The sequence below is a fragment of the Arthrobacter sp. SAFR-179 genome, assembly GCF_059414945.1.
This window is the reverse complement of sequence record NZ_JBPFDM010000002.1, coordinates 73,359-92,715: the sequence shown is the minus strand read 5'-3', so window position 1 is coordinate 92,715 and position 19,357 is coordinate 73,359. Positions and strand designations below refer to the sequence as shown.

The window sequence follows — 19,357 nt, the reverse complement described above, 5'->3', positions numbered from 1 at the left end:
GGCACCTTCCTAACTGTTCCCAAAAATGTCCTGGTACGCCGTCGCCAGCCGCAGCGGCTCGTGGACAGGGCGGCGTCCCGACGCCCCTACTTTACCCAAGACCACCTCTGCCCCGATCATGCCGGCTGCCTTCTCGAACTCCTGCCGGTCCGGTACGGACGTGGGGTCGGCCAGGACCACGTCCACGCTGAACTCCGGGGCGTACCGCCGAAGGACGTGCAGGTGGTCCGCCGCGGTCATGCCGGTGGTTTCCTTGGTGTCCATGGCGAGGTTCATGGTCAGGCAGCGCTTGGCGGGCGTGCTGCAGAGCGCCTGGCGCATTTCGGGCAGGAGCAGGTGCGGCAGGACTGACGTGTACCAGGAGCCCGGGCCCAGGACCACCCAGTCCGCCAGCTCAATGGCGGTCAGGGCGTCCGTGCAGGCGGGCGCCGCTTTGGGCAGGAGCCGGACTTCCTCGAGCGAACCGGCTACGGCACACCGCGCCTGGCCATGGATGGTCTCCAGTGCCGTTCCGCCGTCCGGTGAGGTCACGCGCACATCACCCTCAATGGTGAGCGGGACGGTGGACATCGGCAGGACCTGGCCGCGGGCGCCGAGCAGCGCGCCGGCCCACTTGAGCCCGGCAACGGTATCGCCCAGCAGCTCCCACAGCGTGACGATCAGCAGGTTCCCCATGGCGTGCTCGTCCAGCGACCCGCCGGGCCCCTTCCCGGCACGGAACCGGTGCTGCATGACATCGCGCCAGGTGCGGCCCCAGTCGGTGTCGTCGCAGAGCGCGGACAGGGCCATGCGGAGGTCTCCCGGCGGAAGGACGCCGTACTCCTCGCGCAGACGTCCGGAGGAGCCGCCGTCGTCCGCCACCGTGACCACCGCGGTAAGTTCGGAGGTGAGCAGGCGCAGCGCGGACAGTGAGGCCGCCAGGCCATGCCCGCCCCCCAAAGCCACCACGTTGGGGCCCTTGTCCTGCTGGCCCGAGCCCTTGCCTGTGGCGGGCGGCACCAGGGGCAGGGCTCCGGTGAACAGGGCCATTATTCGCGGCCCAGATCCCGGTGCGCGGTGGTCACCGTGACCCGCGGGTACTGCGCAAGCTTCTTGGAAAGCTCCTCTGCAACCGCCACGGAGCGGTGTTTGCCGCCCGTGCACCCGACGGCGATGGTGGCGTAGTGCTTGTTCTCCCGGCGGTACCCCTCCAGGACGGGTTCCAGGGCCAGGACGTAGCGGTCCACGAAGTTCTTGACGCCCTCGGCCTCCAGCACGTAATCGCTGACGTCCTTGTCCAGGCCGGTCAGCGGGCGCAGCTGCGGCACCCAATGCGGATTGGGAATGAACCTGACGTCGGCCACATAGTTCGCGTCCACCGGCAGGCCGTACTTGAAGCCAAAGCTCATGACGTTCAGCCGCAGGGCCACCGGCCCGGTTTCGCTGAACAGTTCAGTGATTGCGGTGGCCAGGCCATGGACGTTGTAGTTGGAGGTGTCCAGAACGACGTCGGAGCTGTCGCGCAGTTCCTGCAGCAGCTCGCGTTCAGCAGCGATGCCGTCCAGGATCCGTCCACCGCCCTGCAGCGGGTGGGGCCGGCGCCCCTGTTCGAACCTCCGGACCAGGACGTTGTCGCTGGCGTCAAGGAACAGGACACGGAAGGTGACCCCGCTTGCGGCGAGAGCCCCCAGGGCCGCGCGGATGTCCGCGAAGAGGCCCTTGCTGCGGACATCGATCACTACTGCGAGCCGGGGAATCGATTGCGGGGCGTGTGAGACGAGCTCCGCCAGCGTGCCGAGCATCTGGGGCGGGAGGTTCTCCACGACATACCAGCCGTGGTCTTCCAGGGCGTCCGCCGCGGTGCTCCGCCCGGCGCCGGACATTCCGGTAACCACCAGCAGCTCCGCTTCGAGCGGTTTGACAGGCTCCAGCCCGTCCTGATCCGCTCCGGATCCCGCCGTCGTGTCTGCCATGAAGCCTGCCCCGTTTCCTCGTTGTCCGCCGGCAGCCGCAATGGCGCTGCCCGTCCTTTACCCTAGCTAAGTTTCCGGGGCCGGCGCTAAGTCTCGATGATTTCACCGGTGGTCATGTTGATCGCGGGCACGGCAACGGCCTCGGGTCCGTCGGACCCGAAGTGGTTCACGATGGCGGTGGCCAGTGCCGGACCAATCCCCTTTGCCTGCGCCAGCTCTTCCACAGTGGCGGCCTTGACGCCCTTGACCGATCCAAAGTGGGCCAACAGGGCTTTCCGCTTGGAGGCGCCGAGGCCCGGGACGGCGTCGAGCGCCGACACCGTCATGGCCTTGCCCCGCTTTTGCCGGTGGAACGTGATGGCGAAGCGGTGCGCCTCGTCACGGATCCGCTGCAGCAGATACAGCCCCTGCGACGTGCGGGGCAGGATGACGGGGAAGTCGCTGTCCGGAAGCCACACTTCCTCCAGTCGTTTGGCCAGGCCCACGACGTAGACGTCGTCGATGCCCAGGTCCCTCAGGGCACGGGCCGCCGCGTTCACCTGAGGCTGCCCGCCGTCCACCACCACCAGGTTGGGTGGGTAGGCGAATTTTGCCTTGGGGGCAGGTGTGGTGGTGTCCAGTACGGAACTCTTGTCCACCGCCACTTCCTGGGCCGCATCCTGCCCGTCGGAGGCCAGGACGGATTCATCCACCTGGGCAGACTTGTCCTGCAGGTAATGGCGGAACCGCCGGGTCAGGACGTCATGCATGGCCGCCGTGTCATCGTTTGCAGCGGGGCCGGTGATGGAGAACTTGCGATAATCGGACTTCTTGGGCAACCCGTCCTCCACCACCACCATTGACGCCACCACGTTGGTGCCCTGGACATGGGAGACGTCGAAGCATTCGATCCGGAGCAGGGGCACGGGCAGGTCCAGCGCTTCCTGGAGTTCCTGAAGGGCCTGGGACCTGACGGTGATGTCCCCGGCGCGCCGCGTCTTGTGGAGTTTCAGCGCGTGCTCGGCATTTTCGCGGACGGTGGACATCAGCGCCGCCTTGTCTCCGCGCTGCGGCACCCGGATGTCCACCTTGGCACCGCGGATGCCGCCCAGCCATTTGGCGAGGTCCTCCCCGTTGCTGGGTGCCACGGGCACCAGGACTTCGCGGGGCAGCCGGCCGTGGGTGTCGCCGTCCTCGCCGTAGACCTGCTGCAGCAGGTGCTCCACGAGGTCCGGAGTGGTGAAGTCCTCCACCTTTTCCACCACCCAGCCGCGCTGGCCGCGGATCCTGCCGCCGCGGACATGGAACACCTGGACTGCGGCCTCCAGTTCGTCTTCATGCAGGGCGAAAACGTCGGCGTCGGTATCCTCGGCCAGCACCACTGCGTTCCGCTCGAAGACCTTGCGCAGGGCGGTGATGTCGTCCCGCAAACGTGCGGCGTGCTCGTAGTCGAGTTTCGCCACGGCGTCGGCCATCTGTTTTTCCAGCTTGGTGATGAACCGCTTGGCCTCGCCGCCCATAAAGGCGCAGAAATCCTCCGCCAGTGCCCGGTGGTCTTCCGGCTCGATCCGCCCCACACATGGGGCGGAGCACTTGTCGATGTATCCCAGCAGGCAGGGGCGTCCGCTGGCCTGCGCGCGCTTGAAGACGCCGGCGCTGCAGCTGCGGACCGGGAAGACCCGGAGCAGGGTGTCCATGGTTTCGCGGATGGCACCGGCAGTGTAGGGGCCGAAGTAGCGGGTGCCTTTGCGCTTGTCCCCCCGCATGACCTGTACCCGGGGGTACTTCTCGCTCATGGTCACGGCAAGGTAGGGATAGGTTTTGTCATCCCGGAACACCACATTGAAGCGCGGCTTGAATTCTTTGATCCAGGTATATTCGAGCTGCAGCGACTCCAGTTCGCTGCCAACCACGGTCCACTCGACGCTGCTGGCCGCGTGGACCATGGCGTAGGTCTTGGGCAGCAGCCCGGCCGGGTTGGCGAAATAGGAGTTCAGCCGGGACCGGAGGCTTTTCGCTTTGCCGACATAGATGACCCGGCCGTGCGGATCACGGAAACGGTAGACGCCCGGGTTGGTGGGGATTTCACCGGTTTTGGGCCGGTAACTTGCTGGGTTTGCCACCTATCAAGTCTACTAAGCCGTGCCGGGTCTCCCTGCCAGGCGGCTATTCTGCGGTCTTGCTCTGGTTGTAGCTGGTGGAGCGCTGCTGGCCGCTGAGTTCGGCAATGGCATCCATGATCCGGTCCGTGACTTCCCGGCGGGCAGGAAGGGAGTGGTCCGGCCCGGTCTTGTCGAAGTAAAGCGGCTCCCCCACTTTCATGGTGAAGTGCTGCGGCCTGACCCCCTTTTCGCCGGCACGCTGGAGCTCCTCGGTGCCGATCAGGCCCACGGGAATCACGGGCGCCCCGGTGGTGAGCGCCAGCCAGCCGACCCCGGTGCGTCCCCGGTAGAGGATGCCGTCACGGGAACGGGTTCCCTCCGGGTAGATTCCGATGCCGCGGCCTGCCTCAAGGATGTCCAGGAGCGTCTTGAGCGCCTGGACACTGGCGGCCTGTTCGCCGCGCTCCACCGGGATGGAGCCCACGGATTCGAAGAACGCCTTCATGACCTTGCCTTTGACGCCGCCGGTGGTGAAGTATTCGGCTTTGGCAAAGAAAGCGACCGGCCTGGGCATCAGTGCCTGCACGATCACGCTGTCGAAGAAGGACAGGTGGTTGGGAGCCACGATGAAGGGGCCGTCGGAGGGGACGTTTTCCAGTCCGACGACGGTGGGCCGGCAGGTGCCGGCAATCAGGTTGCGCGTGGTCCAGCGGACGGCATCAAACATTTCCATCGTTGCTCACCCCGCTCATTGCCGCAGCGTGGACAGCCTGCAGCCGCTCGATGACGTCGACCAATTCCCCGTGGGTACTGACGACGGCCACAGAGCCGGCTTCCTCCAGTTCGCCGTCCGGCGCGAATCCCCATGCGACGCCGATGCAGTCCAGTCCGTTGGCGATTGCGCCGGACACGTCCTGGGCGCGGTCCCCCACCATGATGGCGTGCTGCGTGTCCAGGTCCCGCAGGGCGGCGGCGATGATTTGGGTCTTGCCCAGCGGGACGCCGTCCACTGCCGCTTCGTCATCGGCGGAACCGTGGATGCCATGGAAGAATCCGTCGATGCCATGGTGTGCCAGTACTTTGTGCGCCAGGCGCTGGGGCTTTTGGGTGGCTACTGCCACAGGCTGTCCCGCGGCGGCGAAGGATTCCAGGATGTCGCGGATGCCCGGGTACAGCCGGCTTTGGGCTATCCCTGTGGACACATAGTGCTCGCGGTAGCGGCGGACCACCTCTTCCAGGCGGTCCGCCGGGACCTTTGCCACGTTGAGCAGGGAGTCGCTCAGTTTGGGGCCGATCATCGCATCGAGCAGGTCCTGGCCGGGAATCGGGAGTCCCAGTCCACGGAGGGCTGAGGCAATTCCCTCGGTTATTCCACCTGCAGGGTCGACAAGAGTGCCGTCCAGGTCAAAGATCACGGGCACTGTTGTTGAAGTCACCGGGTTAGTTTCTCACGACAGCAGGAGTGCCTGAAACTCGCATTCCCCGGGAGGAATACTTCGCCGGAATTTCCCCCGCTTAGCCGAGTATTTCGGCCAGGAATTTCCCCGTATGGCTGGTGCTGGACTTTGCCACCTGCTCCGGGGTGCCGGCGGCGACAATTTGGCCGCCGCCCGAACCGCCGTCGGGTCCCAGGTCAACCAGCCAGTCGGCACTCTTGATGACGTCGAGGTTGTGCTCGATGGTGATCACGGTATTGCCCTTGTCCACCAGCCCCTGCAGGACCATGAGCAGCTTGCGGATGTCCTCGAAGTGCAGGCCCGTGGTGGGCTCGTCCAGGACATAGATGCTGCGCCCGTTGGACCGCTTCTGGAGTTCCGCCGCGAGCTTGACGCGCTGGGCTTCACCGCCGGAGAGGGTGGTTGCAGGCTGTCCCAGGCGGACATATCCCAGTCCCACGTCAACCAGGGTATTCAGGTGCCGTGCGATGGGCGAGAATGCCGCGAAGAACTCGGCGCCCTCTTCGATGGGCATGTTGAGGACGTCGGCGATGGTCTTGCCTTTGTAGTGCACCTCGAGCGTCTCCCGGTTGTAGCGTGCGCCGTGGCACACTTCGCAGGGGACGTAGACGTCAGGGAGGAAGTTCATCTCGATCTTCAGCGTGCCGTCGCCGGAACATGCCTCGCAGCGGCCGCCCTTGACGTTGAATGAAAAGCGGCCGGGCAGGTAGCCGCGGACCTTCGCCTCGGTGGTCTCGGCGAAAAGCTTGCGGATGTTGTCGAAGACGCCCGTATAGGTGGCCGGATTGGAGCGGGGGGTGCGGCCGATGGGGCTTTGGTCCACGTGGACCACCTTGTCCAGGTGCTCCAGCCCCTGGACCGTCTTGTGCCGCCCGGCCACCTGCTTGGCGCCGTTGAGCTTGTTCGCCAGCACCTTGTACAGGATTTCGTTGACGAGCGTTGACTTGCCCGAACCGCTCACGCCCGTCACTGCGGTGAAGAGCCCCAGCGGGAAGGCGGCGTCGACGTTGACGAGGTTGTTCTCCCGTGCGCCAACCACCTTGATCTCGCGCTTCTTGTCGTACTTGCGGCGCTTTTTGGGCACCGCGATGGCCTTGCGGCCGGACAGGTAGTCGCCGGTCAGTGATTCCCTGTTGTCCAGCAGTTCCTTGTACGTTCCCGAGTGGACCACCTGTCCACCGTGCTCGCCGGCGCCGGGCCCGATGTCGACGACCCAGTCCGCTACATGGATGGTGTCCTCGTCATGTTCGACCACGATGAGGGTGTTGCCCATGTCGCGGAGCCGGGTGAGGGTTTCGATGAGCCGGCGGTTGTCGCGCTGGTGCAGGCCAATGGAGGGTTCGTCGAGGACATAGAGGACGCCTACCAGGCCGGAACCGATCTGGGTGGCCAGCCGGATGCGCTGGGCTTCGCCGCCGGAGAGGGTGGCGGACGGGCGCTCGAGGTTGAGGTATTCGAGGCCCACGTCCAGCAGGAAGGTCAGGCGGGCCTGGATCTCCTTGAGGACCTGGTGGGCGATCTGCGCTTCGCGCCCGGTCAGGACCAGGTTGTTGAGGAACTCCGCGCAGTCCCGCATGGGCAGGGCCGCAACCTCGGCGATGGACTTGCCGTTGATCAGCACCGACAGGGATGCCGGGTTGAGCCGCGCGCCGTTGCAGGCGGGGCACGGAACCTGCCGCATGTATTCCTCGTACCGGTCGCGGGCCCAGTCGGAATCGGTCTCGCCATGCTTGCGGTGGACGTACTGGATGGCACCTTCAAAACCGGTGCTGTATTTGCGTTCGCGGCCGAAGCGGTTGCGGTACTGCACCACCACCTTGTGGTCCTTGCCGTGCAGGATGGTCTGGCGCACGTCCTTGCCCAGCTTCTCCCACGGCGTGGCCATGGAGAAGCCCACTTCCTTTGCCAGGCCTTCCAGGAGCCGGTTCCAGTACTCGGTGGTGGCGGTGCCCATTGACCAGGGCGCGATGGCGCCCTCCGACAGGGACAGCTCCGGGTTGGGAACGATGAGTTCCTCGTCCACCTCGAGGCGGGTGCCGATACCGCTGCAGGCGGCGCAGGCGCCGAAGGGGTTGTTGAACGAGAAGGAGCGGGGCTCGATTTCGTCGATGGCGAGCGGGTGCTCGTTGGGGCATGCGAGGTTCTCGGAGAACGCCCGGATCCTTCCGGGGTCGTCGGCCTCAAGGTCCACGAACTCCGCCAGCACCCGGCCTTCAGCCAGTCCCAGGGCGGTCTCGATGGAATCGGTGAGCCGCTGGCTAATGCCTTCCTTGACTACAAGGCGGTCCACCACCACTTCGATGGTGTGCTTGAACTGCTTGCCCAGCTTGGGGGGATCGCTCAACTGGACCAGGTTGCCGTCCACCCGCGCGCGGGAGTATCCCTTTGCACTGAGTTCCTTGAAGAGGTCAACGAACTCGCCCTTGCGTCCGCGCACCACCGGCGCCAGGACCTGGAAGCGGGTTCCCTCGTCGAGTTCAAGAAGCTGGTCCACGATCTGCTGCGGTGTCTGCTTGGACACGGGTTCGCCACAGACGGGGCAGTGCGGCCTGCCGACACGGGCCCACAGCAGGCGCATGTAGTCGTAGATCTCGGTGATGGTGCCTACGGTGGACCGCGGGTTCTTGCTGGTGGATTTCTGGTCGATGGAGACCGCCGGGGAGAGGCCTTCGATGAAGTCGACGTCGGGCTTGTCCACCTGGCCAAGGAACTGCCGTGCATAGGCGGACAGCGATTCGACATAGCGTCTCTGGCCCTCGGCGAAGATCGTGTCGAACGCGAGCGAGGACTTGCCGGATCCGGACAGGCCGGTGAAGACGATCATGGCATCACGCGGCAGGTCGAGGTCCACGTTGCGCAGGTTGTGCTCCCGCGCGCCCTTCACCACGAGGCGGGAGAGGTCCGGGCGCTGCGGTGCGGCAGCGGAGGGGACAACGGGGGAAGCGGAGGGGGCAGGGGTTTCTTCAGCTACGGCTTTAGGCACCCCATTATGCTAATCGAAAACTTTTTCGAACACTTACGGTTCCGCCATCAGGGAACATCGTAGGCGGCCGCCAGGATCTTCACTGCCTCGGCGAAACTGGCCCCTTGGGATTTGGCGGCGGCGGCGTAGGCGGAAGCCGCGGCCGACAGGCCTCCCAGCCGCTCATCCCGTGCGGCAACCACCGTCCCGTTGCGGCCGCGGGTGGTAACGATGCCGGCAGCCTCCAGTTCCTTGTACGCCCTGGCCACGGTGTGCGGGGCGACGTCCAGCTTCTCCGCGAGGGCCCGCACGGCAGGCAGCCTGGCACCCGGTGCCAGCGCGCCGCTGTCTGCCAGGTGGATGACCTGGAGCCGCAGCTGCTCAAACAACGCAACAGTGCTGGCCGGGTTGGGCCGCCAGGAACCGGGGAAGCCGGCGCCGTTACTCACAGGCCACCCTCCAGAACGCCGGCGCGGCCGTCACGTTCGGCGAACTGCGCGTTGTACAGCCTTGCGTAGTAGCTGTTGGCAGCAAGGAGGCTTCCATGCGTGCCCTGCTCGACGATGCGTCCATGGTCCATGACGAGAATTAGATCAGCGTTCCGGATGGTGGACAAACGGTGCGCAATCACGAAACTGGTCCGTCCCTGGCGGAGCCGCTGCATCGCCTGCCTGATGAGCAGCTCGGTCCTGGAATCCACGGAGCTGGTGGCTTCATCCAGGACCAGCACGCTGCGCCCGGCAAGCTGTGCCCTGGCGATGGTGATGAGCTGGCGCTGCCCCTGGCTGAGCGGCTCCCCGCTGTTCTCCAGCATCGTTGCGTAGCCGTGTGGCAGGGATCTGATGAAACGGTCCGCGTAGGTGGCTTCGGCGGCGGCAACGATGGCAGCATCCGTGGCACCGGGCAGGCCATAAGCGATGTTTTCCCGGATTGTCCCCGCAAAGAGCCAGGAATCCTGAAGCACTACGCCGAACCGGGCCCGCAGCTGGTCACGGGGAATGTCGGCGATGTCCCTCCCGCCCATGGTGATCCGTCCGGAGGAAGGTTCCAGGAACCGCATGAGCAGGTTCACCACAGTGCTCTTGCCCGCGCCGGTGTGTCCTACGATGGCCACTGCCTGGCCGGGCTCCACCGTGAAGGTGAGGTTGCGGACCGCCGGGACGGAGCCCGGGTAGCCGAACGTGACGTCGTGGAAGGCTATGCGCCCTGCTGCAGCCACGCCGGTTGCCTTGCCCGGGGGCTCCTGCGGGTCTTCGCCGGCGTCCAGGAGCACGAAAACCCGTGCTGCGGATGCGGCGCAGGACTGCATCACGTTCAGCAGCCCGCCGATCTGCCCCACCGGCTGGGTGAACAACCGGCTGAACTGAATGAATGCCTGGACTCCGCCAATGGTCATGGTTCCGGCGATGACCTGCAGCGCCCCCACCACGGCAACAGCAATGTAGTTAAGGTTGGACATCAGCACCATCAGCGGCTGGACCACCCCGGCTGAGTATTGGGCTTTGGCCGCTGCCCGGGCAAGGCGGCCGTTGCTGGCCCTGAACACCTCCGCCGCCTGTGCCTGCCGGCCAAAAGCCTTGATGACTTCATGCCCGCTGACGAATTCCTCCACGTGTGCGTTGAGCTCGCCCGTTTCCTTCCACTGCCTGGCGAAGTGCTCCTGGGACCGCCTGGCCACCAGGACGGTGATCCAGGTGGAGACCGGAACGCTGGCAATGGCAATGGCCGCCAGCAACGGCGAGATCCACAGCATCATGGCCAGGGAACCGCACAGCATCAGAACGGACACGATGAGCTGGGTCAGGACCTGGTTCAGGGCCTGTGCAATGTTGTCGATGTCATTCGTGGCCCTGCTCAGGACGTCACCACGGGAGCGTTGCCGGAAATAGGTCGAAGGGAGGCGGTGCAGCTTGTCCTCAACTGCTGCACGCAGGCCGTACATGAGTCCCTGGACTGCGCGTGCGGTCAGCGCGCCCTGGATCCAGTTAAACAGGGAGGCAAAGACGTACATGACGGCCACGGCGGCCAGCAGGATTCCGAGGCGCTGGTCAAGGCTTCCCTGGAAGATGCCATCCACCACCACGTCAGTGGCGTCGCCCAGGTACTTTGGGGCGGCAACGTTGAGAGTCGCGAAGGCGCAGGTTGCCGCCACCGCACCGAGCATCTGCAGTCGGAAGGGGCGCAGCAGTCCAAGGAGCCTTCCGGCCGTCGGCCAGAACCTGTGCTCCGTCTCCCCTGCTTCTTCCACCGCCGTCACGGCGTGCCGTCCAGCGCGAGCTGGGACTCGGCGATTTCCCGGTACGTGGCGGACGTTTCCAGCAGCTCCTGGTGCGTTCCCTGCGCCACCAGCCGGCCGTCGTCGAGCACCAGGATGCGGTCCGCGTCCTCCACGGCGGAAAGGCGCTCGGCAACAATGATGATCGTTGCGTCGGCGAGCCCCTGCTCCAGGGCCTGCCGCAGCCTCGTATCGGTGTCGTAGTCCAGTGCGGAGAAGCTGTCGTCAAAGAGGTACAGGGGTGCCTTTCGCAACAGGGCCCTTGCGATGCAGAGCCGCTGCCGCTGCCCGCCTGAGAGGCTGGCACCGCCCTGGCCCACCGGGGTTGCAAGTCCAAGCGGGAGGTCGCGCATGAACCGCATGGTCTGGGCCGCCTCCAGGACGGCCCAGAGTTCCCCATCCGTGGCGTCAGGGGCCGCCATCCTCAGGTTGTCTGCGATGGTTCCGGTAAACAGGTGGGAGTGCTGGGGCACGATGGCCATGGCAGCGCGGAGCTGGTCCAGGGGCAGGTCCCGGATGTCGTGGCCGGCCAGGGTGATGCTGCCTTTGGTCGCCTCAAGGAAACGTGGAATCAGGTTCAGCAGCGTGGTCTTGCCGCTTCCGGTGGAGCCAACGATTGCGGTGGTAGTGCCGGGAGCCGCGGTGAAGGTGATATCCGCCAGCACGGGCGCTTCTGCTCCCGGATAGGAGAAGGCAACACCCTGGAACGCCAGCGTTGCCGGCTGCTTTGGCAGGCCGGCCACGGGCTTCGCCGGCGCGGCGGCGCTGTGGCCGGCCGGATTGGGGACGGACGGCTCGGTCTCCAGGACCGCCTGGATGCGTTCGGCGCAGACTGCGGCACGCGGCGCCGTCATCAGGACGTACATGGACATCATGATCGCCAGCAGGATTTGCATAATATAGGCAATGAATGCCGTCAGCGCGCCAAGGTTCATCAGTCCAGCCTGGATGCGGTGCCCACCGAACCATACGATGGCAACCGAGCTGGTATTGACCACCAGCATGATCATGGGCAGCATCCCCGCCACCAGGAGCGCAGACTGCAGGTTGTTGGCGGTTAATCCCGCGTTGGTCTCCGCGAACCGCCGGATCTCATGGTCCTGGCGGACAAAGGCGCGGATGACGTCCGCACCGATGATCTGCTCGCGCAGGATCCCCCCCGACCGGTCGAGCAGGTCCTGGCCCTCACGATAGAGCGGAATCAGGCGCCGGACGATCAGGTACATGATCAGCAGGAGCAGGGGCACGATGACGATCACCACCAGGGACAACGCCATATCCTGCTGTACGGCCAGGACGATGCCGCCGATGCCCATGGCGGGCCCTGCGAAGAGCATGGTGAAGACAAGTACAGCGAAAGCCTGGATCTGCTGCACATCGTTCGTTGCCCGGGTGGTCAGGCTTTGCGTTCCGAACAGGGCCACGTCCTGGGAGGACAGTGACTGGATCCGGGTGAAAACCTCGGCCCGCAGACGGTGCCCCGTCCTCATGGCCACCACCGCACCAAGGTAGCCCGCCGCAATGGCGGATGCCGCCTGCACCACGGCAATAACGGCCATGAGCACGCCAAGTCGCGCGATCACCTCCGGTTTGCCCGCAACGATCCCATCGTCGATGATGGCCGCGTTCACCGTGGGCAGCAGCAGGTTTGCCGCTGCCTGGACCAGCTGGAGGAAAACGATCGCCCCAACGTACGCGTATTGACCGGCAAGCTGCCGCCTCATGAGTCCGACCAGCAAAATACCCCCTGTAAATGCCTGGGCCGCAGAGGGGGCCAGCGGCTTGACCCCTAAACCACAGTCGTCATTGTAAGCCAGATCACTTTCCGCTGCTGTCACAGCCTGTGACCGGCTGGAAAACCATGCGGCGGGCTCGCGCTCAGCCCGCTTTGCGCCCCACGGCGAATATCCGGCGGAACGGAAAAACGGTGCCATGGACACCGCGGGGATAGGCATCCCGCAGGGCGGCCGCGTATTCGGCTTCGAAACGCGTGGCGTCGTTATCTTCGAGGACGGCCATGACGGGCCGCAGTGCCGTGCCCCGGACCCATTCCAGCACCGGGTCCGGCCCGGGCAGGACCTGATGGTAGGTGGTTTCCCACGCGTCCGCCGCACAGCCGGCGTCGAGCAGGATGCCCAGGTAGTCCCCCGGCTCCCCCACTGACTCGCCGCCCCGCAGCACCCCGTCCAGCTTCGCTGCCCACCGGTGCGACCCCGCGAGCTCCCGCATGAGCGAGTGCGAGGGGGCATTGAAGTTTCCGGGCACCTGCATGGCAAACCAGGCCCCCGGCCGCAGAACTTCCAGCCATTTCCGCATCATGTCCTGGTGGCCCGGAACCCACTGCAGGGCTGCATTGGTGACCACAACGTCCGTCTCCGGAGCCGGCATCCAGTCGGCAATGTCCGCCTGCTCGAACTGAAGGGAGGAACCTTCCTCCACCAGGGCTGCCGCCTTTGCCAGCATCTCCGCGGAGGAATCCACACCCAGGACCTGGGCGCCGGGCCAGCGTTCAGCCAGGGTGGCCGTGAGGTTCCCCGGTCCGCAGCCCAGGTCGACCACCCGTGCGGGAGCGTCGGCATGGATCCGGGCTGTGAGATCGAAGAACGGCCGGTTCCGGTAGTCGCCGAACTGGACGTACTTCGCGGGGTCCCATTTCATAAAATTCTCCAGCTTCTGACGCACACACGGGCAAGGCGTAGCCTAACCCGCAACGGACTCCTGATCCGCCCGCAACGTGGCACTAAGGTTGAAGTCAATGAAACTCGTTGACCAGCTGAGCGATCTGTCCGCCCCCGTCCAATCCGCCGCCGTCGACCCCGACGCCCTTTACACCCGGTTTGTGGAGTGGACGGAAAGCCGGGGCCTGTCGCTGTACCCGGCACAGGACGAGGCCATCATGGAGCTGGCAACAGGGGCGAACGTCATTCTGGCCACCCCCACCGGGTCGGGGAAGTCCCTGGTGGCCATTGCGGCACACTTCCAGGCCATGGCGCAGGGCCGCCGAAGCTACTACACAGCGCCGATCAAAGCCCTGGTGTCCGAAAAATTCTTCGCGCTCTGTGAGATCTTCGGGGCAGAGAACGTCGGCATGATCACCGGTGACTCCGGGGTGAACCAGGATGCCCCCATCATCTGCTGCACCGCCGAGATCCTGGCCAACATTGCGCTGCGCGAAGGTTCCGCAGCCGAACTCGGCGCCGTGATCATGGACGAGTTCCACTTCTACTCCGACCCGCAGCGGGGCTGGGCCTGGCAGGTCCCCCTGCTGGAGCTTCCACAGGCGCAGTTCCTGCTGATGTCCGCCACCCTGGGCGATGTCACCCGGTTCGAAACGGGGCTCACGGAGCTGACCGGCCGCGCCACCACTACCGTCAGCTCCGCCGAACGGCCCATTCCGCTGCATTACTACTACCACCAGACTCCCGTCCACGAGACGCTGGAGGAGTTGTTGTCCACCCGGCAGGTGCCCGTCTACGTGGTGCACTTCAGCCAGCTCGAAGCGATCGACCGCGCCCAGAACCTGATGAGCATCAACGTCTGCACCCGGGAGGAGAAGGACAGGATCGCGGAGCTGATTGCCAACTTCCGCTTCGCCGCCGGGTTCGGTAAGACGCTTAACCGCCTCGTGCGCCACGGGATCGGCGTGCACCACGCCGGAATGCTGCCCAAGTACCGCCGGCTGGTGGAGCAGCTGGCGCAGGCGGGGCTGCTGAAGGTTATTTGCGGCACGGACACGCTGGGGGTGGGGATCAACGTTCCCATCCGCACTGTGCTGCTCACGGCTTTGAGCAAGTACGACGGCGTCCGCACCCGCCTGCTCAACTCACGCGAGTTCCACCAGATTGCGGGCCGGGCCGGGCGGGCCGGCTACGACACCGCCGGGACGGTGGTGGTTCAGGCACCCGAGCATGTAATCGAGAACGTCAAGGCGATGGCCAAGGCCACCGCCAAGTTCGGGGACGATCAGAAGAAGCTGCGCCAGGTGGTGAAGAAGAAGCCGCCCGAGGGTTTTGTTTCCTGGGGTGAGCCGACGTTCAAGCGGCTGGTGGAATCGGTGCCGGATCCGCTGACGTCCAGCTTCACGGTGACACACGCCATGCTGATGAACCTGATGGAACGGCCCGGCGACCCGTTCGCGGCGGCACGGCGGCTGCTCACGGAGAACCACGAGCCGCGGTCCTCCCAGCTGCGGCTGATGAAGAAGGCCCTGGGCATTTACCGGGAACTGCTGGCCGCCGAGGTTATCGAACGGATCCCGCCGGAGGAACAGGGCACCGACGGCCGCACGGTCCGGCTGACCGTCCACCTGCAGCCGAACTTCGCCCTGAACCAGCCGCTCTCCCCCTTCGCACTTGCCGCACTGGAACTCCTTGACCCGGAGTCGCCGTCGTACGCTCTGGACGTGGTCTCCGTGATCGAGGCGACCCTGGAAAAACCCCGGCAGATCCTGTCCGCCCAACAGAAGAAGGCGCGTGGCGAGGCGGTAGCGGCCATGAAGGCCGACGGCATCGACTACGACCAGCGGATGGCCATGCTGGACGAGGTCACCTACCCCCAGCCGCTCGCCGGGATCCTGGGCGAAGCGTTCGAGGTGTACCGGAAGGCCGCGCCCTGGGTGGGAGACTTCGAACTCGCGCCCAAGTCGGTGGTCCGCGACATGTACGAGCGGGCCATGAACTTTGGCGAATTTGTCCAGTTCTACGGCCTGGCCCGGTCCGAAGGAATCGTGCTGCGGTACCTGGCCGATGCCTTCAAGGCGCTGCGCCAGACAGTCCCGCAGGACATGCTTCGCGAGGACCTGGCGGACCTGACGGCCTGGCTGGGCGAGCTGGTGCGGCAGGTGGACTCCAGCCTCCTGGACGAATGGGAGGAACTGGCTTCCGGGGCGGCGCCGACGCCCCACGACGCACCGCCGCCTCCACCGCCGTCGCTCACCTCAAATATCCGTGCGTTCCGGGTGATGGTGCGCAACGAGATGTTCCGGCGGGTGGAACTTTTCGCGGACGAGGACGCCGCCGCGCTGGGAGAGCTCGACGGCGGTTCCGGCTGGGGTGCAGAACGCTGGGAAGACGCGTTGGACGACTACTTCGACGAACACGACGATATTGGGACAGGGCCGGATGCCCGCGGGCCGGGCCTGCTCATCATCACTGAGGAACCCGGAACCTGGAAGGTCCGCCAGATTTTCGATGACCCGGCGGCCAACCACGATTGGGGTATCACGGCTGAGGTGGATCTTGCCGCGTCCGATGCCACCGGAACAGCGGTGGTCAGGGTGACGGACGTCAACCGGCTCTGACGCCGGCGGTAAGCTCGAACAATGAGTGTAATCCGCCCCGCAACCCCGAATGACGTGCCCGCCATCCTCCGGATGATCCATGAACTGGCCCATTACGAGAAGGAACCCGACGCCGTCCGGAACACCCCCGAACGGCTGGAGCAGGTGCTCTTCGGCGCGACCCCCCGCGTCTTCGCGGCCATGGCCGAGAACGCGGCGGGCGAGGTGCAGGGCTTCGCCCTGTGGTTCCTGAACTACTCCACCTGGGAGGGCGTGCACGGGATCTACCTCGAAGACCTGTATGTCACTCCGGAAGCCCGCGGCGAAGGACACGGCAAGGCCCTGCTCCAGCACCTTGCGGCCATCGCCGTTGAGAACGGCTACGCACGGGTGGAATGGAGCGTGCTGGACTGGAACGAGCCTTCCATCAATTTCTATCGCCGCCTCGGCGCCCTCCCCATGGATGGCTGGTCCACCTTCAGGCTGACTGGAGAAGCACTGGACCAGTTCGGCCGGGCACCGTCCCGCATGTCCCTTCCCGCTTCCTCCCGTGGCTGACGCGCGGCAGGGCCAGGCGATCGTGGCCGGGCATGAGGTCAGGGCCCGGCATGAGTTCCGTGGCATGCGCACCGTGGAGCACTGCTTCACAGTCCCCCTGGACCATTTCGCTTCAGTGGACGGCTCCGCGGAAACCATCAACGTCTTTGCCCGGGAGTATATCTCAGCTGCACACAGCGAGGAGGCCGCCTCACAGCTGCCGTGGCTCCTCTTCCTGCAGGGCGGCCCCGGCGGCCGCGGCAACAGATGGGGTTCCCTGGGCGGATGGGGCAAGGCGGCAGCACAGGACTTCCGCATCCTGATGCTTGACCAGCGCGGCACCGGGCTTTCCACACCCCTCGACCGGACCACCCTGCCCGTCCGCGGAACCGCAGCGGAGCAGGCCGCCTACCTGCAGCACTTCCGGGCCGACTCGATCGTGGCGGACGCGGAACTGATCCGCCAGGCGCTGGAATCACCGCCCTGGACCATCTACGGCCAGAGCTACGGGGGCTTCTGCGCGCTCACCTACCTGTCCTTTGCGCCGGAGGGCCTGCGGGAAGTGCTGATCACGGGCGGGCTCGCCCCACTCACGGGCAGCGCGGATGACGTGTACCGGGCAACCTACCAGCGGGTGGCTGCCCGCAACGATGAGTACTTCCGCTGGTATCCCGAGGACAGGGAGGCTGTGGAGCGGATCGCCCGCCACCTCCGCTCCACGCCCGAATTCCTGCCCGACGGCGGGCCCCTCACCGTGGAACGGTTCCAGATGGCCGGCGCGTTCCTGGGCGGCAACACGCGCGTGGACAGCCTCCACTACCTGCTCGAGGACGCCTTTGTGGAAACGCCCGCAGGACCCAGGCTCTCCGACGCGTTCCTTGAGCAGCTCCACAGCGTGGTTTCCCGCCGCTCCAATCCGCTGTACGCGCTGATGCACGAATCCATCTACGGCCAGGGCGGGGCAACCAATTGGTCCGCCTGGCGGATGCTCGGCGAGAACCCGTGGTTCCGGCCGGACGCCGATCCCCTGCTGCTGACCGGCGAGATGGTGTACCCGTGGTACTTCGAGCAGGACCCCGCCCTCCGGCCGCTGCGGGACGTGGCAGAACTGCTGGCCGCCAAGCAGGACTGGGCGCCGCTGTACAGCCCTGAGGCATTGACGGCGAACACCGTTCCCGTGGCAGCAGCGGTCTACTCAGACGACATCTACGTGGACCGGGACCTTTCCCTGCGGACTGCAGCGGCCGTGCGCGGGCTGCAGGTCTGGGAGACGGCCGACTTCCACCACGACGGAATCGCCGACGACGGTGAAAGGATCTTTGCGCGCCTGCTGGGCATGGTGCGGTCAGGTGGCCGCTGACTGCCGGCGTGACAGGCGGGTGACAACCGCCGCGGCCAGGACCGCCGCCCCGATGGCCCCACCCAACAGGTTCAGGCCAAGGTAGCCGGCGAAGCCCAGGACCAGCCCGGACAGGGCGCCGCCAACGGCACCCGCGGCGCCCATCAGCATGTCGGAGACACCCTGGACCGCCACCCGGGCGTCCTGCCCCACGCTTTCGGCCAGCAGGGTGGAGCCTGAGATCGTTGCCGCGGACCAGCCCACGCCCAGCAGCACCAGCCCCACGGCCACTGCCGCAGTGGAGGACTGGCCGAACCCGGCAACGACCACGGCCGCGATCAGCACGGTGAAACCGATCATGATGGTCTCCACCCTGCCGGCCCTGTCGGTCAGCCAGCCCATGAGCGGGGAGAGCGCAAACATCCCGGCGATGTGCAGTGAAATAGTGAAGCCGATGATGACCAGCACGTCCCCTTCGGCAACGTGCCCTGCATGTGGTCCCGGTCCTTCCACCAGGTGCTGGAGGTGCAGCGGCGTCATGGACATCACGCCGACCATCACCGCATGCGCGGCCACGACGCCGGTCACCGCCAGCAGGGCTGTCCGCGAGCTCCGAATGGCGCCCAGGCCGCGGCTGAGCGAGCCCCGGGCAGCCGCCGCTGCGGGCACGGCGGCAGGGGCAGGGACGGCAGTGGCAGGGGCGGCAGGAACCCCGGCCGGCGCTCCTCCTGCGGGTGCTTGCCCTGCAAGCGGGACAACACCGGCAGCATTGGTCCCGGCACGTTGGCGGGCCAGCAGCAGCGGGTCCGGGCGAAGGCCGATGAACAGGATCACCGTTGCAATAAGGAGCCCGGCGCCGGAAATCACGAACGGGCCCGCGACCGGCGGCAGCCCCAGCGCCGCTCCCACGGCTGCACCTGGCTGGATCAGGTTGGGCCCGGCCACCGCGCCCACAGTCACCGCCCAGACCACGGTGGACAAGGCCCGCCCGCGGTGCTCGGCCGCGGCGAGGTCGACGGCGGCAAACCTTGCCTGCAGGCTGGCCGCCGTGCCCACGCCGATGCCCGCGGACCCCAGGAGCAACAGGACGAAGAGGCCGAACACAACAGCCAGCACCATCAGCACGGCGCCTGCCAAAGCCGCGGAGAGACCGGCCACCTGGCCGGCCCGGCGTCCACGCCGCTCGGCAAGCGACGCCAGGGGCAGCGCCGCCGCGGAGGCCCCAAGGGTCATGACCGTCGCCACGGCACCGGCCCACGCGCTGGAACCGGAAAGCTCCACGGCCAGGATCGAGCCGATGGACACCGTTGATCCAGTCCCGAGTCCACTGAAGACCTGGGCCACGCTCAAAAGCACGACAGTGCGCCGCTGCACGTGGCGCACGTCCTGCTCCAACACAAGGGTGCGGGCCATGTTCAGAGCATAGTCCCGCGGCGGCGGGCGCCACAGGGGGTTTGGTCCGCTGCCTCCTAAAGG

At 66.2% G+C, this 19,357-nt stretch carries 14 protein-coding genes; 3 read left to right on the top strand and 11 right to left on the bottom strand.

Annotation, left to right across the window (positions count from 1 at the left end; translation table 11 throughout):
• Positions 1-9: 9 nt before the first annotated feature.
• The 10 genes from ACR65K_RS04795 to ACR65K_RS04750 form a co-directional block, all read right to left on the bottom strand.
• Positions 10-1,029, bottom strand: a complete 1,020-nt coding sequence (locus ACR65K_RS04795; RefSeq protein ID WP_440151556.1) for a gluconeogenesis factor YvcK family protein — start codon at positions 1,027-1,029, stop codon at positions 10-12.
• The gene (gene rapZ, locus ACR65K_RS04790; protein WP_056333693.1) at positions 1,029-1,952 is read right to left on the bottom strand and encodes an RNase adapter RapZ; all 924 of its coding nucleotides are present in this window, start codon (positions 1,950-1,952) and stop codon (positions 1,029-1,031) included. The genes ACR65K_RS04795 and rapZ overlap by 1 nt, the downstream gene beginning before the upstream one ends.
• An 86-nt stretch (positions 1,953-2,038) precedes the next feature.
• Positions 2,039-4,054 (bottom strand): excinuclease ABC subunit UvrC, encoded by a 2,016-nt coding sequence (uvrC, locus tag ACR65K_RS04785; protein ID WP_440151555.1) that lies wholly within the window; start codon positions 4,052-4,054, stop codon positions 2,039-2,041.
• Positions 4,055-4,097: 43 nt separating this feature from the next.
• Positions 4,098-4,766: a lysophospholipid acyltransferase family protein gene (locus ACR65K_RS04780; protein WP_440151553.1), complete on the bottom strand. Its 669-nt coding sequence runs from the start codon at positions 4,764-4,766 to the stop codon at positions 4,098-4,100.
• Positions 4,753-5,469 (bottom strand): HAD hydrolase-like protein, encoded by a 717-nt coding sequence (locus ACR65K_RS04775; protein ID WP_440151551.1) that lies wholly within the window; start codon positions 5,467-5,469, stop codon positions 4,753-4,755. The genes ACR65K_RS04780 and ACR65K_RS04775 overlap by 14 nt, the downstream gene beginning before the upstream one ends.
• Positions 5,470-5,548: 79 nt before the next feature.
• Positions 5,549-8,473 (bottom strand): excinuclease ABC subunit UvrA, encoded by a 2,925-nt coding sequence (gene uvrA, locus ACR65K_RS04770; protein WP_056333683.1) that lies wholly within the window; start codon positions 8,471-8,473, stop codon positions 5,549-5,551.
• 47 nt (positions 8,474-8,520) lie between these two features.
• Positions 8,521-8,901 carry a GntR family transcriptional regulator gene (locus ACR65K_RS04765; RefSeq protein WP_440151549.1) on the bottom strand — a complete coding sequence of 127 codons (381 nt, stop codon included), beginning with the start codon at positions 8,899-8,901 and terminating at the stop codon, positions 8,521-8,523.
• Positions 8,898-10,709 carry an ABC transporter ATP-binding protein gene (locus tag ACR65K_RS04760; protein WP_440151547.1) on the bottom strand — a complete coding sequence of 604 codons (1,812 nt, stop codon included), beginning with the start codon at positions 10,707-10,709 and terminating at the stop codon, positions 8,898-8,900. The genes ACR65K_RS04765 and ACR65K_RS04760 overlap by 4 nt, the downstream gene beginning before the upstream one ends.
• Complete coding sequence (locus tag ACR65K_RS04755; protein ID WP_440151546.1) at positions 10,706-12,451, bottom strand: ABC transporter ATP-binding protein; 1,746 nt, start codon at positions 12,449-12,451, stop codon at positions 10,706-10,708. The genes ACR65K_RS04760 and ACR65K_RS04755 overlap by 4 nt, the downstream gene beginning before the upstream one ends.
• 154 nt (positions 12,452-12,605) lie before the next feature.
• Positions 12,606-13,385: a trans-aconitate 2-methyltransferase gene (locus tag ACR65K_RS04750; RefSeq protein ID WP_056333668.1), complete on the bottom strand. Its 780-nt coding sequence runs from the start codon at positions 13,383-13,385 to the stop codon at positions 12,606-12,608.
• A 97-nt stretch (positions 13,386-13,482) separates the two neighbouring features.
• Here ACR65K_RS04750 and ACR65K_RS04745 point away from each other — a divergent pair, with 97 nt between their 5' ends.
• The 3 genes from ACR65K_RS04745 to ACR65K_RS04735 all read left to right on the top strand — a co-directional run bounded on the left by ACR65K_RS04745 (position 13,483) and on the right by ACR65K_RS04735 (position 17,902).
• Positions 13,483-16,026 carry a DEAD/DEAH box helicase gene (locus ACR65K_RS04745; RefSeq protein WP_440151544.1) on the top strand — a complete coding sequence of 848 codons (2,544 nt, stop codon included), beginning with the start codon at positions 13,483-13,485 and terminating at the stop codon, positions 16,024-16,026.
• Positions 16,027-16,047: 21 nt separating this feature from the next.
• The gene (locus ACR65K_RS04740) at positions 16,048-16,563 is read left to right on the top strand and encodes a GNAT family N-acetyltransferase (RefSeq protein WP_440151542.1); all 516 of its coding nucleotides are present in this window, start codon (positions 16,048-16,050) and stop codon (positions 16,561-16,563) included.
• A gap of 64 nt (positions 16,564-16,627) precedes the next feature.
• Positions 16,628-17,902 carry an alpha/beta fold hydrolase gene (locus ACR65K_RS04735; RefSeq protein WP_440151916.1) on the top strand — a complete coding sequence of 425 codons (1,275 nt, stop codon included), beginning with the start codon at positions 16,628-16,630 and terminating at the stop codon, positions 17,900-17,902.
• Here the strand turns inward: ACR65K_RS04735 and ACR65K_RS04730 are convergent.
• Entirely contained in the window at positions 17,888-19,294 is a 1,407-nt protein-coding gene (locus ACR65K_RS04730; RefSeq protein WP_440151541.1) for an MFS transporter, read from the bottom strand. The two genes, ACR65K_RS04735 and ACR65K_RS04730, sit on opposite strands and share 15 nt — an antisense overlap.
• Between the last annotated feature and the right edge of the window lie 63 nt (positions 19,295-19,357).

Bases quoted from the DNA above. Each gene is read 5' to 3' on its own strand.
- ACR65K_RS04745 (WP_440151544.1), top strand. From the start codon at position 13,483: ATGAAACTCGTTGACCAGCTGAGCGATCTGTCCGCCCCCGTCCAATCC.
- ACR65K_RS04795 (WP_440151556.1), bottom strand. From the start codon at position 1,029: ATGGCCCTGTTCACCGGAGCCCTGCCCCTGGTGCCGCCCGCCACAGGC.
- ACR65K_RS04740 (WP_440151542.1), top strand. From the start codon at position 16,048: ATGAGTGTAATCCGCCCCGCAACCCCGAATGACGTGCCCGCCATCCTC.
- ACR65K_RS04735 (WP_440151916.1), top strand. From the start codon at position 16,628: ATGCGCACCGTGGAGCACTGCTTCACAGTCCCCCTGGACCATTTCGCT.
- ACR65K_RS04730 (WP_440151541.1), bottom strand. From the start codon at position 19,294: ATGGCCCGCACCCTTGTGTTGGAGCAGGACGTGCGCCACGTGCAGCGG.
- ACR65K_RS04750 (WP_056333668.1), bottom strand. From the start codon at position 13,385: ATGAAATGGGACCCCGCGAAGTACGTCCAGTTCGGCGACTACCGGAAC.
- ACR65K_RS04780 (WP_440151553.1), bottom strand. From the start codon at position 4,766: ATGGAAATGTTTGATGCCGTCCGCTGGACCACGCGCAACCTGATTGCC.
- rapZ (WP_056333693.1), bottom strand. From the start codon at position 1,952: ATGGCAGACACGACGGCGGGATCCGGAGCGGATCAGGACGGGCTGGAG.
- ACR65K_RS04755 (WP_440151546.1), bottom strand. From the start codon at position 12,451: ATGAGGCGGCAGCTTGCCGGTCAATACGCGTACGTTGGGGCGATCGTT.